This is a genomic window from Pseudomonas putida (assembly GCF_016406145.1).
Classification (GTDB): Bacteria; Pseudomonadota; Gammaproteobacteria; order Pseudomonadales; family Pseudomonadaceae; genus Aquipseudomonas; species Aquipseudomonas putida_E.
In genome coordinates this window covers 4297488-4311905 of sequence record NZ_CP066306.1, presented here as the reverse complement: position 1 = coordinate 4311905, position 14418 = coordinate 4297488, and the positions used below count along the sequence as shown (strand labels likewise).

Genomic DNA, 14418 nt, shown 5'->3' with positions numbered 1-14418 from the left:
CATGAACATCGACACGGGAGCACGCCAGGTGAAACGCCTACTACTCAATTGTGACATGGGTGAAAGCTTCGGCAGCTGGCGCATGGGCCTGGACGCCGAGGTAATGCCCTACATCGACTGCGCCAACATCGCCTGCGGCTACCATGCCGGCGACCCTGGCACCATGCGCCGTACCGTGGCCCTGGCCCTGCAGCATGGCGTGACCATCGGCGCCCACCCGGCGTACCCGGACCTGGTCGGCTTCGGCCGACGCTCCATGGCCTGCAGTACCGAGGAAATTCGCGATCTGCTGCACTATCAGATCGGTGCTCTTGACGGCATCTGCAAGGTCCAGGGTGGCCGAGTGGCCTACATCAAGCCTCACGGCGCGCTGTACAACGACATGATGGCCGACCCGCTCAAGCTGCGTGCCGTGCTCGAAGCCGTGGCGGCGTATGACGCCGGCTTGCCCTTGATGCTCATGGCCACTGCCGACGACAGCGCAGCACAAGCCTTGGGTGACGAGGTTGGCGTGCCGCTGTGGTTTGAAGCGTTCGCCGACCGCGCATATACCGCCAGCGGCCATTTGCTGTCGCGGCGCCTACCGGGTGCGGTTCATCACGATTCGGCCCTGGTGGTCGAGCAGGCCTTGCGCCTGGCCCGTGGTGAAACGCTGGTGGCCGACAATGGCAGCGCCTTGCGCCTGCACGCCAGTACCCTGTGCGTGCACGGTGACAATGACAGCTCGGTGGCGGCGGTGCGGCAGATCCGCCAGGCCCTCGATGCGCTGGGGCCGGCATGAAGCTGCGTATCGAAGTGGTTGCGATCGACAGCCTGATGGTGCGCCTGTTCGACCGGATCGACGAGGCCAACATGCCGTGGCTGCTCGCCGCGAGCCACCGTTTGAGTGCCGCCTTCGGTGAGCACCTGGTGGACCTGGTGCCGTCCTACACCACGCTGATGGTGCAGTTCGATATGCCGCCAGAGCAGGCGAGGGCGTTGATCGACCAGGCGCTGGAGGGGCTGCAGCCAGACGCGGGCACCAGCGGTCGCCGGCACGAGATTGCTGTGTGGTACGACGCCAGTGTCGGCCCTGAGCTGCCGCTGCTGGCCGCACGCAGCGGCTTGAGCGAGCAAGAGGTGATCCGCCTGCACAGCGAGCGCGAGTACCCGGTGTTCGCCCTTGGCTTCGCTCCGGGGTTCGGTTTCATGGGGCTGGTGGACGAACGCCTGGCATCCCCGCGGCTGAGCACTCCGCGCAAGCGCGTGGCGCCCGGCAGTGTCGGCATTGCCGAGCGCCAGACAGCGGCCTATCCCGCCGTGTCACCTGGCGGCTGGAACCTCATAGGGCGTACCCCGGTTCGCCTGTTCGACCGCGAGCGTGAAGGCTACAGCCTGCTGCAGCCGGGCGATCGGGTGCGCTTCGTGGCGGTGTCCCATGCCGAGTTCCTGGCATTGGGTGGTGACGACAGCCCGTTGGAGGCACAGGCATGACGCAACTGAAGATCGAAGCCAGCACCGCCTTGTGCCAGTTGCAGGATGCCGGGCGCTTTGGTGTGCGGCACCTGGGGGTGACCCAGGGCGGTGCGCTGGATTGGGTGGCGATGAATTGGGCCAACTGGCTGCTGGGCAACCCGTTGGGCGCGCCGGTGGTCGAGGTGGCGCTGGGCGGCTTCACGGTAGTGGCTGAGCAGGATTGCGTACTCGCCCTGGCCGGTGCCGACCTGGATGCTCGTGTCGATGACCAGCCGCTGGCCCCCTGGCGCAGCTTTGCCTTGGCCAAGGGCCAGCGGCTGACCTTGAAGCAACCGAAGCAGGGCGTACGTGCTTATCTTGCGGCGCCGGGCGGGTTTCAAGGTGAAGCCGTGCTGGGGAGCTGCGCTACTGTTGTGCGTGAAGAGCTGGGCGGTATCGATGGGCGAGGGGCCGCGCTGGGCAAAGGGCAATTGTTGGCGTTTGCCGGCACGCAGCCGGCCCTGCGCGAAGTGCCAGAGGTGCTGCGGCCCTGTTATCGGCAAAAGCCCGTGCTCGATCTGGTCATGGGCGCGCAGATCGGTGATTTCAGCGGTATGAGCCTGTTCGAGGCGTTCAACCGTGACTGGACGCTGGACAGCCGTGGCGACCGCATGGGCATTCGTTTGCTCGGGCCGCAGCTTGTTTATCAGGGCGCGCCGATGATTTCGGAGGGTATTGCGTTAGGGGCGGTACAGGTGCCCCCGGACGGGCAGCCGATCGTGCTGCTCAATGACCGGCAGACCATCGGTGGCTATCCGCGGCTGGGGGCGTTGACGCCGTTGGCGTTGGCGCAGCTGGCCCAGTGCATGCCGGGGGCGGCGGTGCGGTTCAGGGCGGTGGTGCAGGAAGAGGCTTGGCGGGAGCAGCAGGCTTGCCTTAACGGTTGGCGGTGACGCTACCGGCCCTATCGCCGGCAAGCCGGCTCCCGCAGGTACCCCACAAGGCTCAAATGCTGAGGTGTATCTGAGGGGCTTGCCGGCGATAGGGCCGGAACAGGCCAAACTACTTGGACAGATACCGCATCCCATCCTCCAACCCTTGCAAGGTCAGCGGATACATCTTGTCCTCGATCAGGTCACGCACCAGGTGTGTCGATGCCGTGTAATCCCAGGCCTGTTTCGGATACGGATTGATCCAGATGATCTTCTTGAATTTCTCCATGAAGCGCTGCATCCACACATACCCGGCCTCTTCGTTCCAGTGCTCCACACTGCCACCGGGCTGGGTGATCTCGTAGGGCGCCATGGCCGCGTCACCGACAAACACCACCTTGTAGTCATCGCCGTATTTGTGCAGCAGGTCGAATGTGGAGAAGCGCTCCGAAGTACGCCGCAGGTTGTTCTTCCACACCGATTCATAAACGAAGTTGTGGAAGTAGTAGTACTCCAGGTGCTTGAACTCGGTCTTGCAGGCCGAGAACAGCTCTTCGCAGACTTTGACATGGGCATCCATCGAGCCGCCGATGTCGAACAGCAACAGCAGCTTGACCGTGTTGCGCCGTTCGGGGCGCATCTGGATGTTCAGCAGCCCGGCGTCACGTGCGGTATGGTCAATGGTGCCGTCGATGTCCAGCTCTTCGGCGGCGCCTTCGCGGGCGAACTTGCGCAGCCGGCGTAGTGCCAGCTTGATGTTGCGCGTGCCCAGCTCGACCTGATCGTCGAGGTTCTTGTACTCGCGCTGGTCCCAGACCTTTACCGCCTTGCCCTGACGTTTGCCGGCGTCGCCCACGCGGATGCCTTCAGGGTTGAAACCGCCAGAGCCGAATGGGCTGGTACCGCCGGTGCCGATCCACTTGTTGCCACCGGCGTGGCGTTCTTTTTGCTCTTCCAGGCGTTTCTTGAACTCCTCGATCAGTTTGTCCAGGCCGCCCAGTGACTGGATCTGTGCACGTTCCTCATCCGTCAGCGAGCGCTCGAACTCCTTGCGCAGCCAGTCTTCGGGGATCAGCGCTTCGAGGTGCCGGTCGAGGTTTTCCAGGCCTTTGAAGTAGGCCGAGAAAGCCCGGTCGAACTTGTCGAAATGGCGCTCGTCCTTCACCAGGATGGCCCGTGCCAGGTAGTAGAACTCGTCCATGTCGGCGAACACCACGCGCTGTTGCAAGGCGTTGAGCAGGTCGAGCAGTTCGCGAACCGATACCGGCACCTTGGCCGCACGCATTTCGTTGAACAGGTTGAGCAGCATGGCCGGCTCCTGTCAGCGGTTGCCGCGCCGGCTCATGAAGGCCAGGCGTTCGAGCAGTTGAACGTCCTGCTCATTCTTCACCAGGGCGCCGGCCAGCGGCGGAATCGCCTTGGTCGGGTCGCGTTCGCGCAATACCGCTTCGCCGATGTTGTCGGCCATCAACAGCTTGAGCCAGTCGACCAGCTCGCTGGTGGAGGGCTTTTTCTTCAGGCCCGGCACCTTGCGCACGTCGAAGAACACGTCAAGCGCTTCGCTGACCAGCGATTGCTTGATGTTGGGGTAGTGCACATCGACGATCTGCTGCAGGGTGTCGCGGTCCGGGAAGGCGATGTAGTGGAAGAAGCAACGGCGCAGGAACGCGTCGGGCAGTTCTTTTTCATTGTTCGAGGTGATGATGATGATCGGGCGTTGCTTGGCCTTGATGGTCTCGTCGATTTCGTAGACGTAGAACTCCATCTTGTCGAGTTCCTGCAACAGGTCGTTGGGGAACTCGATGTCGGCCTTGTCGATCTCGTCGATCAGCAGGATTACCCGCTCCTCGGCCTCGAAGGCTTCCCAGAGCTTGCCCTTTTTCAGGTAGTTGCGCACATCGTGGACTTTTTCAGTGCCCAGCTGGGAGTCGCGCAGGCGGCTCACCGCATCGTACTCGTAGAGGCCCTGGTGGGCCTTGGTGGTGGATTTGATGTGCCAGGTGATCAGGCGGGCGCCGAAGGAGGCGGCCAGCTGTTCGGCAAGCATGGTCTTGCCGGTGCCTGGCTCACCCTTGACCAGCAGTGGGCGTTCGAGGGTGATGGCCGCGTTGACCGCCAGTTTCAGGTCGTCTGTGGCTACGTAGTCGCGGGTGCCTTCGAACTTCATCGGGAGTGTCCTCTGCGGGGGCCAGTACAGGTACGGCATGTCGTCATTTGTTGTCAGCGACTATACCCCGGCCCCAGGCGGCTGCAAACGCAGACCGGGTATTCAGTCCCTGAATGGCTCGTCACGCCTATTCAGTCGGAATCAGGCGCAGGCTGCTCATAGCGTGCATTGAACGCCTGGACAAACCCGTTGCGCAAAATTTGCAAAAACGCCTCGAAGGCGCTGATGTTCTGTTGGTGCACGCTGCCGCTGAGTTCCACGCGGGTGGCGAACTGGTTTTTCGGCTGGTTCTTCAGCACCGTTTCGCTGGCCCCGACCAGCGCTTCCCACACCGAGCGGAAAAAGCCCTTGTTCTTGTCCTCGATGTCCTGCTGCCAATTGAACACGTCAACGTCGCGCAGCAACGGCTTGATGTAGCCATTGAGCCGGCCGTTTTCCGCCTGGGCCTCGATCACCACATCGCCGTGCCCGGCATTGAAGTCGAACTTGCCATAGGCACTGGCGAAGTCGTTCAGCCTGCGCAGCTCCATGCCGGTTGCGCGCAGCCGGAATTCGAAATCATCGAAGTCGCTGAACGGGTCGAAGGTCGCGCGGCTCTCCACCCTGGCGTCGCCCAACAGCAGGGCCTTGGCTTCAAAACTGGCGTCGCGCCGGCCTTTTTCGTCACGTACGTTGGTCAGGTTGCGGATATTGGCGTCGAGCCGGGTGGCCTTGAGGTCGACCGGCGGCTTGGAGTTGAAGTTGTGAAAGGTCAGCGTGCCGTCATTGATGCGCACATCGTTGAGAGTGATAGGCAGCAGTTTTTCCAGTTGCTGGCGCCAATCTGTGCCTTGACCGGTCTGCGAGGCCTGTTTGTTGCCGCCATCGACGAAGTTGAGCACCGGGCGCACAAAGGTGACTTCGGCCACCACGGCATGGTCATACCACAGCGCGTGCCAGCTCACCGACAGGTCGATCAGTGGCGCATCGAGCAGCGGCACCGGGACTTTGCCGCTGGTCTTTACGATCTTCAGCCCGTTGATCTGGTAGGCCCCGCGCCACCAGGCCAGTTCCACGTCCGTGACCTGGCCACGGTACTCACCCATATCCGCCAGCTTGTCATTGAGGTAGTCGCGCACCAGGTAAGGCAGCGCCAGGTGCAGGGCCACCAACAGCACGACCAGGCTGGCCAGGCCGACCAGTGGCCAGCGATAACGGGCTTTCATCGCAGTGATCTCCAAGGCGGGTTGTGCGGTTGACCGCACGCCGCCCGCGCGAGTTCGAACGGGCTTTACGGGCCAACGGGGCAGGCTTACCCTTTAAGTCTTTCCCCGCCACTTCATGCCAAGGACCCTGCCATGAGCCGTATCTACGCAGACAACGCCCATTCCATCGGCAATACGCCGCTGGTGCAGATCAACCGCATCGCCCCGCGCGGTGTGACCATCCTGGCCAAGATCGAAGGGCGCAACCCTGGGTACTCGGTCAAGTGCCGCATCGGCGCGAGCATGGTCTGGGACGCCGAGGGCAGCGGCAAGCTCAAACCTGGCATGACCATCGTCGAGCCGACCTCGGGCAACACCGGCATTGGCCTGGCCTTCGTCGCCGCTGCCCGTGGCTACAAACTGGTCCTGACCATGCCGGCCTCGATGAGCCTGGAGCGTCGCAAGGTGCTGAAGGCCCTGGGCGCCGAGCTGGTATTGACCGAGCCGGCCAAGGGCATGAAAGGCGCGATCGAGAAGGCCAACGAGATCGTTGCCTCGGACCCGGCGCAGTACTTCCTGCCAGGCCAGTTCGACAATCCGGCCAACCCGGCCATTCATGAAAAGACCACCGGCCCGGAAATCTGGAACGACACCGACGGTGCGGTCGACGTGCTGGTGGCCGGTGTCGGCACCGGTGGCACCATTACCGGCGTGTCGCGCTATATCAAGCACACCCAGGGCAAGTCGATCCTCTCGGTGGCGGTCGAGCCTGTGGCCTCGCCGCTGATCAGCCAGACCCTGGCCGGTGAGGAGCTCAAGCCCAGCCCGCACAAGATCCAGGGCATCGGCGCCGGCTTTGTGCCGAAGAACCTTGACCTGTCGATTGTCGACCAGGTCGAGACCGTGACCGATGAAGAGGCCAAGGCGATGGCCATCCGCCTGATGCAGGAAGAGGGCATTCTTTGCGGCATTTCCTGCGGCGCGGCGATGGCGGCTGCGGTGCGGCTGGCGGAAAAGCCGGAGATGCAGGGCAAGACCATCGTCGTTATCCTGCCCGACTCCGGCGAGCGCTACCTGTCGAGCATGCTGTTCGCCGACATGTTCAGCGAGCAGGAGAATCAGCAGTAAGGGCAAGCTTCAAGCTTGCAGCTGCCCCTGCGCTCGGGTTTATTGCAAAATCTTCATGAGTGAGTTCCCGCCCTGGTTGTTTTTACCGGGGCGTGATGGGTTTATGATGGCAGGATGATTTTTCTGGGGGCAGGCAGCGCTGGCCTGCTCCCTTTCCAAGGAGTGTTGCATGACCTTTTCCTTTGTCGCCAAGGCAGGTGTCCTGCTGGTTTTTTTCGGCAGCGTGCTGTTCGTCCACTTGCGCGGCAAGGCGCGTCTGCCAGTACTGCGCCAGTTCGTCAACCATTCGGCGCTGTTCGCACCCTACAACAGCCTGATGTACTTTTTCTCCGGTGTTCCGTCCAAGCCGTACCTGGACCGCCAGCGCTTCCCTGAACTGGACGTGCTCAAGGACAACTGGCAGGTGATCCGCGAAGAGGCCATGCGCCTGTTCGACGAGGGTTACATCCGCGCCGCCGAAAAAGACAACGACGCAGGCTTCGGGTCGTTCTTCAAGAAGGGCTGGAAGCGTTTCTACCTGAAGTGGTACGACAAACCGCTGCCGTCGGCCGAGGCGCTGTGCCCGAAGACCGTCGAGCTGGTCAGCGCCATCCCCAACGTCAAAGGCGCGATGTTCGCCCTGCTGCCCGGCGGCAGCCATCTCAACCCGCACCGCGACCCCTTCGCCGGCTCGCTGCGCTATCACTTGGGGTTGTCTACGCCGAACTCCGACGACTGCCGCATCTACGTGGACGGCCAGGCCTACGCCTGGCGTGATGGCGAGGACGTGATGTTCGACGAGACCTACGTGCACTGGGTCAAGAACGAAACCGACGTCACCCGTGTGATCCTGTTCTGCGACATCGAACGCCCGCTCAGCAACCCGCTGATGGCCCGCATCAACCGCAAGGTAAGCGCCTTCCTGGGCCGCGCCACTGCACCGCAGAACACCGATGACGAGCGCGTGGGCGGGATCAACCAGGCGTATGCCTGGAGCAAGCGCTTCAGCAACAGGGTCAGCACCCGCGTGAAGCAGTTCAAGCGTGCCAACCCCAAGGCCTACCGCATCCTGCGGCCGGTGCTGGCGGTGGCTGTGGCGTACCTGCTGTATCGCTGGTTGTTCTGAAGTTTCGGTGCCTGCAGGGCCCTATCGCCGGCGACAGGGCCCAACAGGCATCACAGAAGCCAGCTATTGTCCTGGCCCTGATTCACCGCTATATTTCAGGGCAGTCACCTCCCCGAAGACCTGCTCATGCCTGCCATCCTGTCCACCGCAAGCTTTGCCATCGCGCCAGTCGCGGGCGGGGCCGTGCGTGGCAGCCAGCAGCCGGCCATGATCAGTCATTACCCACCACCTGTCAGTGGCGTTGTAGGCGGCGTAGCTCCGCCTCGCTGCGTGGTTGTGCCGGGCTGACCGGCCTTTAGCCGCATCCCGTCACACGCGCAACCTACTGAATACGGTCGGCGGCTTCCGTAACTGAAGTTCACGCCCACCGTTCGGCTTATCTGCCCGAATACAGGTGCATGCATGTCTGTCATTTCCAAAGCATCCGTGGCCTCGGCGGCCACTACCAGCCTGTTCGTCCTGCTGTGGAGCAGTGGCGCCATCGTCTCCAAACTTGGCCTGGCCCATGCCAGCCCGTTTGCTTTCCTGCTGCTGCGCTCAGCGCTGGCACTCGCCGGGTTGCTGCTGATCGGCCCGTTGCTGGGCCTGCGCTGGCCGCGCACACGTGGGACGATGTTGCGAGCCCTTGGCACCGGCTGCGTGTTGCTCGGTGCCTACCAGATCTTCTACCTGCTGGCGCTCAATACCCACGTGACCCCCGGCGTGATGGCCACGGTGATGGGAGTACAACCGATCCTCACTGTGGTGCTGATGGAGCGCCAGCGCTCCTGGCGCCGGCTCTTCGGTCTGGGCCTGGGGCTCGGCGGGCTGGTGATGGTGGTCTATCAGGGTATCAACCTCGGCGGAGTGTCGCTGGCCGGGATGCTGTTTGCCTTGCTGGCGCTGGGCAGCATGACCTTTGGCTCGATCCTGCAAAAACGCATCACCGACAACCCCATGGGCACGCTGGGCCTGCAGTATCTGGCGGGGTTTGCCATGTGTGCTGTGTTCGCGCCGCTGCAGCCGCTGCACGTTGCATGGAGCGGCAGTTTCATTGGTGCGCTGCTGTGGATGGGGCTGGTGGTTTCGCTGCTGGCGACCATGCTGCTGTACCGCCTGATCGCCAAAGGTAATCTGGTCAACGTCACCAGCCTGTTCTACCTGGTGCCGGCGGTGACTGCGGTGATGGACTTCCTGATATTTGGTAATCGCCTGGCACCGCTCAGCCTGCTGGGAATGGGGCTGATTGTGGTCGGTTTGCTGTTCGTGTTCAGCAAGCCTGCCAGGCGCATGGCCCAAGCATAGACCGTCAGCGAAACTCTTCGGGGATGGCGTGGCGCAGCACGCCTTCCTCGAAGTCCAGGGTGCCGGCTTCGCGCTGCGTCAGCAGGTAGTAGAGCAGGGTGTCGAGTGAGCGCGAAGGCGGGACTTCGACGGCCAGCATCCTGACCGCTTTTTCGACTTCGTTGGGGCAGCCGAAATCTTCGAGTGCCGCACGAACCTGTTCCAGATCACCGCCTGCCTTCACAAGAACGCGAAATACCGAAGCGCCGCCACTGTGCAGCAAGCCTTCGAACCAGGATTGCTCGCCCTCTTCGCTGATGCTGATGGTGTCGCCGGGTGCGATGCCGTAGGCATAGAAGGGGAGGCTGTCGACCTGGTAGCCAGCCGCGGTACGTTTTGCCCAGAGGCCTTCGACCGATGCGGGTGGGTAGCCTTGGGCATCCTGCTCCAGGCGCCAGAGCACGATCTTGTAGGCTGCGGTTTGCTCGGGGGGCATGGGGCGTTACGTGTCGTGAGGGCTGCTTATCGTAATGCCCTTTGGCGTTGTTGTCTGTACTGGCCCTATCGCCGGCAAGCCGGCTCCTACAGAGTGCTGTATCAGGCCTGAGCGCGGCGCGCGGGCTTGAGTACGAGCCACAGCGCGGCAGCGATCAGCAGGCCGCCATAGAGATGGCCCATCGACAGCGATTCGTCCAGCAGCCACGCGCCCCACAGCACACCGAAGACCGGAATCAAGAAGGTCACGGTACTGGCCTTGACCGGGCCAATCTCGGCCAGCAGGCGGAAGTACAGGATATAGGCGAAGGCCGTGCACACAAGGCCCAGGCCCAGCAGCGACAGCCACACCTGCCAGCCGCCCCAGCTGGCAGGCGGCTGGGTCAGCGCACTCCAGGCGAACAGTGGCGTCATCATCAGCGTGGCGCCGAGCATGCTGCCCAGCGCCGAGAGGCGGCTGTCCAGGCCGCTGATCCAGCGCCGCGCCAGAAAGCCTGCGAAGCCATAGCAGGTGGTTGCCGCCAGGCAGGCCAGGGCGCCTTGCAGCAGTGCCATGTCCAGCGCCACCGGGCCCGCGCCACTGAGAATGCCGACACCGAACAGTCCAAGGAAGATGCCGCACAACTTGGGCAGGGTCATGGTCTCGCGGAAGAACAGTGCGCCGATCAGCACCCCCATCAGCGGCGTGGTGGCGTTGAAGATCGCCGAATAGCCCGCTGGCAGTACCTGAGCTGCCACCGAATAGAAGGTGGCGGGGATCCCTGAGTTGATCATGCCCAGGACCAGGCAAGCGCCGAGTTTGCCCTCGAAATTCCAGCGTACGCGCGCTGCGGCGAGTATGGCGATCAGGCCGAGGCAGGCGATGGACACGCGAAAGAAGGCGGTGGGCACGGTGCCCAGCTCGGGGGCGATGATGCGCATGAACAGAAAGCTCGCCCCCCAGACGGCGGCAAGGGTCAGCAGGCGGGTCAGGGCGATGGGGCTCACGGTGGTCTCCGGGTACAGGGCAGGGCGCGAGTGTACGCGATGGCGCACGGGCGGTTCTTGTCCTTTCTTGCGGTGTAAGCCGGTAGAAGCTCCGCAAAGTTGCCCAGGCGACTAAGCTGTCTATCTCACCCCGCACCGAGGTGTCCTGCATGACCCAGCACTGGCCGGCCGGCGAAATCGCCCGGATGATCCTCGATGGCTTCGACGACTACCGCGAACACTTTCGCCGCATCACCCTGGGCGCCCGAGAGCGCTTCGAGCAGGCGCGCTGGCAGGACATCCAGCGCGCAGCGGCGGCGCGGATCAACCTCTATGAGCAGAAGGTCGGTGAGGTCAACGGCTGGTTGCGGGACGGGTTCGATGAGGAGGTGCTGCTGGAGGTCGAACAGTGGCCGTTGGTGAAAAGTGCCTATATACGCCTGATCGACCCGCGGCTGGACGATGAACTGGCGGAGACCTGGTACAATTCTTTGTTCTGCAGCCTGTTCAGCCATGATCAGATCAGCGATGGCTGCATGTTCATCCACACCACCCGGCCGTCGATACGCAGCCACGAGCGCGCTGCTCAGACCCGCACCTATATGCCCGATGGCAGCCTCAAGGGCCTGGTGCGGGCTATCTTCCGCGACTATGCGTTCGACTACGGTGACCTTGAGAGCGACCTGTCACGCCTTGAAGAGCAACTGCGTGACTGCCTGCCGGACTGGGTGTGCAAGGACCCGGCCCTGGCCGTGGAGCTGTTCGTGCCGGTGCTGTACCGCAACAAGGGCGCTTACCTGGTGGGCCGGCTGTACAACAGCGATGAGCAGTGGCCCCTGGTGATCCCGCTGCTGCACCGCGAGGGCCATGGCATCGAGGCGGATGCGCTGATCACCGATGAGGCCGAGGTCTCGATCATCTTCTCCTTCACCCGTTCGTATTTCATGGTCGACGTGCCGGTGCCGGCCGAGTTCGTCAATTTCCTCAAGCGCATACTGCCGGGCAAGCACATTGCCGAGCTGTACACCTCGATCGGGTTCTACAAGCACGGCAAGTCGGAGTTCTATCGTGCGCTGATCAACCACTTGGCCAGTACCGACGACCGTTTCATCATGGCACCCGGTGTGCGCGGCATGGTCATGAGTGTGTTCACCCTGCCGGGCTTCAATACCGTATTCAAGATCATCAAGGACCGCTTTTCGCCGTCCAAGACGGTCGACCGTGCCACGGTGATCGACAAGTACCGCCTGGTGAAGAGTGTCGACCGGGTTGGGCGAATGGCCGATACCCAGGAGTTCGCCGACTTTCGTTTCCCCCGGGGCAAGTTCGAGCCTGAGTGCCTGGCCGAGCTGCTGGAGGTGGCGCCGTCCACCGTGGCTGTGGAAGGCGATACGGTGCTGGTCCGCCATTGCTGGACCGAACGGCGCATGATCCCGCTCAATCTGTACCTGGAGCAGGCCAGCGAAGGCCAGGTACTCGAAGCGCTGGAGGATTATGGCCTGGCCATCAAGCAGCTGGCCGCAGCGAACATCTTTCCAGGCGACATGCTGCTGAAGAACTTCGGGGTTACCCGCCATGGTCGTGTGGTGTTCTACGACTATGACGAGATCAGCTACCTGACCGAGGTGAATTTTCGCCATATCCCACCGCCGCGCTACCCGGAGGACGAGATGTCGGGGGAGCCGTGGTATTCGATTGGGCCGCACGATGTATTCCCGGAGGAGTTCCCGCCGTTTCTGTTTGCCGATATGGGCCAGCGGCGTTTATTCAGCAGGCTGCATGGGGAGCTGTATGACGCGGATTACTGGAAGGGGCTGCAGGCATCTATCCGCGAAGGCAAGGTGATCGATGTGTTCCCGTATCGGCGCAAAGGGCGCTGAGGCGGGTTATCGGGCGGATACCGATTGACCTGCCTATCCCTTAAGACACTTGAGCTCACTGAAGTCGGTACGCACCTTGGCCAGGCGTTGCTGAAGATACTGCCGCTGGGCCGGGCTGTTCTGTTGCAGCAGGTCGATCAACAGGCTGCGTGTCTGCTGCTCGCTGTTCTCAAAGGCAGCGCGGTATTGCGCAGTCCACAGGCTTTCCTTGCGCTGCAGCAATTGCGCCAGGCGCGGTTCGAAGCTTGCGTCGCTGCGCTGGTTCATGGCCAGCATCAGCTGTTGTTGCCAGTGCGCACGGTTGGCGATCCACTGGCGGTTCTGGTCGCCCAGCGCCTGTGCCCAGGTTTGCACGCGCTGGCGTTGTGCTGCGGTGAGTTCCCCGAACCAGGGTGTCAGGCGTTTTTCCATACGCTCGGCGCGTCGGGCGACCTGTTTGGATAGGGGGGTATCGACGTATTTCTCTTGCCGTTCACTGATGTCTTCACGAAAAGCTTCGCCCATCTGCGCGACCTGGGCATCGCTCATGCCGCGCAGCAGCTCGGCGGCCGACGGGGTGATGGCTTCTGCAACGCGACCGATCGCCTGGCGGGCTTCGTTCATGCGCTGTTGCAGCGCCTGGTCGGTCACTTGCCCCTCGGCGACCATGCTGCGTACCCGGTCGAGCCAGTCGAGGTACCCAGGCAGTTCGGTCGTGCAATGCCAGGCCAGGTGCTGCTTGAGCCGTTCGTCGAGCAATGACCTCTGGTCACGGTTCATGGCCAGGTAGTCGTCCAGCGACCACGGGACCAGCCGGTCGAGGTTGCGGTAGGCCAGGTCTATACGGCTGCAGGCCACCAGTGCCAGCGCAAATGCCGTGGCGATGATCAGGGCTTTGGACAGGCGTAGAAACATGTGCTGATCCCTTGCAGATGGCTGGCCACACGGTAGACGCGAGTACTCCACGACGGTTCCGCCGAATCAGCGGTCGGGCGGCGCGCTGGCTTCAGGTGTAGAATAGCCGTCTTGTCTTGAGGAACATCGGAAATGGCTCTGCTTGGGCGTTACAACAGTTTGCAAATCGTGAAACACGTGGACTTCGGCCTCTACCTGGACGGCGGCCCCGACGGCGAGATCCTGCTGCCCGGGCGCTACATCCCGAAGAACGCCGAAACCGAGGTCGATGACTGGCTCAACGTGTTCCTCTACCTGGACAGCGAAGACCAGCTGATCGCCACCACCGAGAAGCCCAAGGTGCAGGTTGGCGAATTCGCCAGCCTCAAGGTCAAGGACATCAACGGTGCGGGCATCTTCCTCGACTGGGGTCTGTCCAAGGACCTGCTGATGCCGTACTCGGAAGAGGCGCGGCCGCTGAAGATCGGCGACTACTGCGTGGTGCATGTCTACCTCGACAAGCGCACCCGGCGCATCACCGCCACTTCACGCCTGGACCGCTATCTGGACCGCACCCCGGCCGATTACCAGGTCGGTCAGCCGGTCGAACTGCTGGTGGCGGGCGAGACGCCGATGGGCTTCAAGGCCATCATCAACAACCGCCATTGGGGCCTGATCCACAAGAATGAAATCTTCAAGTTCATGCGTTCGGGTATGCACGAGAAGGGTTTCATCAAGGAAGTGCGCCATGACGGCAAGATCGCGTTGAGCCTGCAACCGGTTGGCCAGGCGCTTGCGGACGGCTTGCATGAGCAGATCATGCAGCGCCTGGAGGCCGAAGGGGGCGTGTTGCCGGTGTGCGACAAGAGCGACCCAGAGGTGATCAGCCGCATGTTCAACGTCAGCAAGGGCAACTTCAAGAAGGCCATCGGTGCGTTGTTCAAACAGGGCCGGATCGTCATCCATGACGATCGCATCGAGCGGGCCTGAG

General features: G+C 62.6%; 15 protein-coding genes. 9 read left to right on the top strand and 6 right to left on the bottom strand.

The annotated features are described in order from the left end of the window. The first annotated feature begins 1 nt into the window (after position 1). The 3 genes from JET17_RS19690 to JET17_RS19680 are packed head-to-tail and all read left to right on the top strand — an operon-like array spanning position 2 to position 2387. Positions 2 to 781, top strand: coding sequence for a 5-oxoprolinase subunit PxpA (locus JET17_RS19690; protein WP_012315701.1), 780 nt, complete (start codon positions 2 to 4; stop codon positions 779 to 781). After that, positions 778 to 1473 carry a 5-oxoprolinase subunit PxpB gene (gene pxpB, locus JET17_RS19685; RefSeq protein ID WP_012315700.1) on the top strand — a complete coding sequence of 232 codons (696 nt, stop codon included), beginning with the start codon at positions 778 to 780 and terminating at the stop codon, positions 1471 to 1473. The genes JET17_RS19690 and pxpB overlap by 4 nt, the downstream gene beginning before the upstream one ends. Then, the gene (locus JET17_RS19680; protein ID WP_012315699.1) at positions 1470 to 2387 is read left to right on the top strand and encodes a biotin-dependent carboxyltransferase family protein; all 918 of its coding nucleotides are present in this window, start codon (positions 1470 to 1472) and stop codon (positions 2385 to 2387) included. The genes pxpB and JET17_RS19680 overlap by 4 nt, the downstream gene beginning before the upstream one ends. A 109-nt stretch (positions 2388 to 2496) precedes the next feature. Here the strand turns inward: JET17_RS19680 and JET17_RS19675 are convergent, their stop codons facing one another. From JET17_RS19675 to JET17_RS19665, 3 genes are all read right to left on the bottom strand, one after another. After that, positions 2497 to 3675 (bottom strand): vWA domain-containing protein, encoded by a 1179-nt coding sequence (locus JET17_RS19675; protein WP_012315698.1) that lies wholly within the window; start codon positions 3673 to 3675, stop codon positions 2497 to 2499. Between the two features lie 12 nt (positions 3676 to 3687). After that, positions 3688 to 4533 (bottom strand): AAA family ATPase, encoded by an 846-nt coding sequence (locus JET17_RS19670; protein WP_012315697.1) that lies wholly within the window; start codon positions 4531 to 4533, stop codon positions 3688 to 3690. A gap of 131 nt (positions 4534 to 4664) precedes the next feature. Further along, positions 4665 to 5738: a DUF748 domain-containing protein gene (locus JET17_RS19665; RefSeq protein ID WP_012315696.1), complete on the bottom strand. Its 1074-nt coding sequence runs from the start codon at positions 5736 to 5738 to the stop codon at positions 4665 to 4667. Between the two features lie 132 nt (positions 5739 to 5870). Here JET17_RS19665 and cysK point away from each other — a divergent pair, with 132 nt between their 5' ends. The 4 genes from cysK to JET17_RS19645 all read left to right on the top strand — a co-directional run bounded on the left by cysK (position 5871) and on the right by JET17_RS19645 (position 9234). After that, entirely contained in the window at positions 5871 to 6845 is a 975-nt protein-coding gene (cysK, locus tag JET17_RS19660) for a cysteine synthase A (protein WP_012315695.1), read from the top strand. 169 nt (positions 6846 to 7014) lie between these two features. Continuing rightward, positions 7015 to 7950, top strand: a complete 936-nt coding sequence (locus JET17_RS19655; RefSeq protein ID WP_012315694.1) for an aspartyl/asparaginyl beta-hydroxylase domain-containing protein — start codon at positions 7015 to 7017, stop codon at positions 7948 to 7950. A gap of 126 nt (positions 7951 to 8076) precedes the next feature. Further along, positions 8077 to 8238 (top strand): hypothetical protein, encoded by a 162-nt coding sequence (locus tag JET17_RS19650; protein ID WP_174142309.1) that lies wholly within the window; start codon positions 8077 to 8079, stop codon positions 8236 to 8238. 114 nt (positions 8239 to 8352) lie between these two features. Then, entirely contained in the window at positions 8353 to 9234 is an 882-nt protein-coding gene (locus JET17_RS19645) for a DMT family transporter (protein WP_012315693.1), read from the top strand. Positions 9235 to 9238: 4 nt separating this feature from the next. On the opposite strand, the gene JET17_RS19640 is transcribed toward JET17_RS19645, so the two are convergent. Both JET17_RS19640 and JET17_RS19635 read right to left on the bottom strand, forming a co-directional pair. Then, positions 9239 to 9709, bottom strand: coding sequence for a DUF4265 domain-containing protein (locus JET17_RS19640; RefSeq protein WP_012315692.1), 471 nt, complete (start codon positions 9707 to 9709; stop codon positions 9239 to 9241). A gap of 101 nt (positions 9710 to 9810) precedes the next feature. Further along, entirely contained in the window at positions 9811 to 10695 is an 885-nt protein-coding gene (locus JET17_RS19635) for a DMT family transporter (protein WP_042112090.1), read from the bottom strand. 149 nt (positions 10696 to 10844) lie between these two features. Between JET17_RS19635 and aceK the strand changes: the two genes are divergently transcribed. Continuing rightward, positions 10845 to 12554, top strand: a complete 1710-nt coding sequence (gene aceK, locus JET17_RS19630) for a bifunctional isocitrate dehydrogenase kinase/phosphatase (RefSeq protein WP_012315690.1) — start codon at positions 10845 to 10847, stop codon at positions 12552 to 12554. A 33-nt stretch (positions 12555 to 12587) separates the two neighbouring features. On the opposite strand, the gene JET17_RS19625 is transcribed toward aceK, so the two are convergent. After that, the gene (locus JET17_RS19625; RefSeq protein WP_012315689.1) at positions 12588 to 13448 is read right to left on the bottom strand and encodes a DUF6279 family lipoprotein; all 861 of its coding nucleotides are present in this window, start codon (positions 13446 to 13448) and stop codon (positions 12588 to 12590) included. Between the two features lie 132 nt (positions 13449 to 13580). Here JET17_RS19625 and JET17_RS19620 point away from each other — a divergent pair, with 132 nt between their 5' ends. Then, positions 13581 to 14417, top strand: coding sequence for a S1 RNA-binding domain-containing protein (locus tag JET17_RS19620; protein WP_012315688.1), 837 nt, complete (start codon positions 13581 to 13583; stop codon positions 14415 to 14417). The last annotated feature ends 1 nt before the right edge of the window (position 14418 follow it).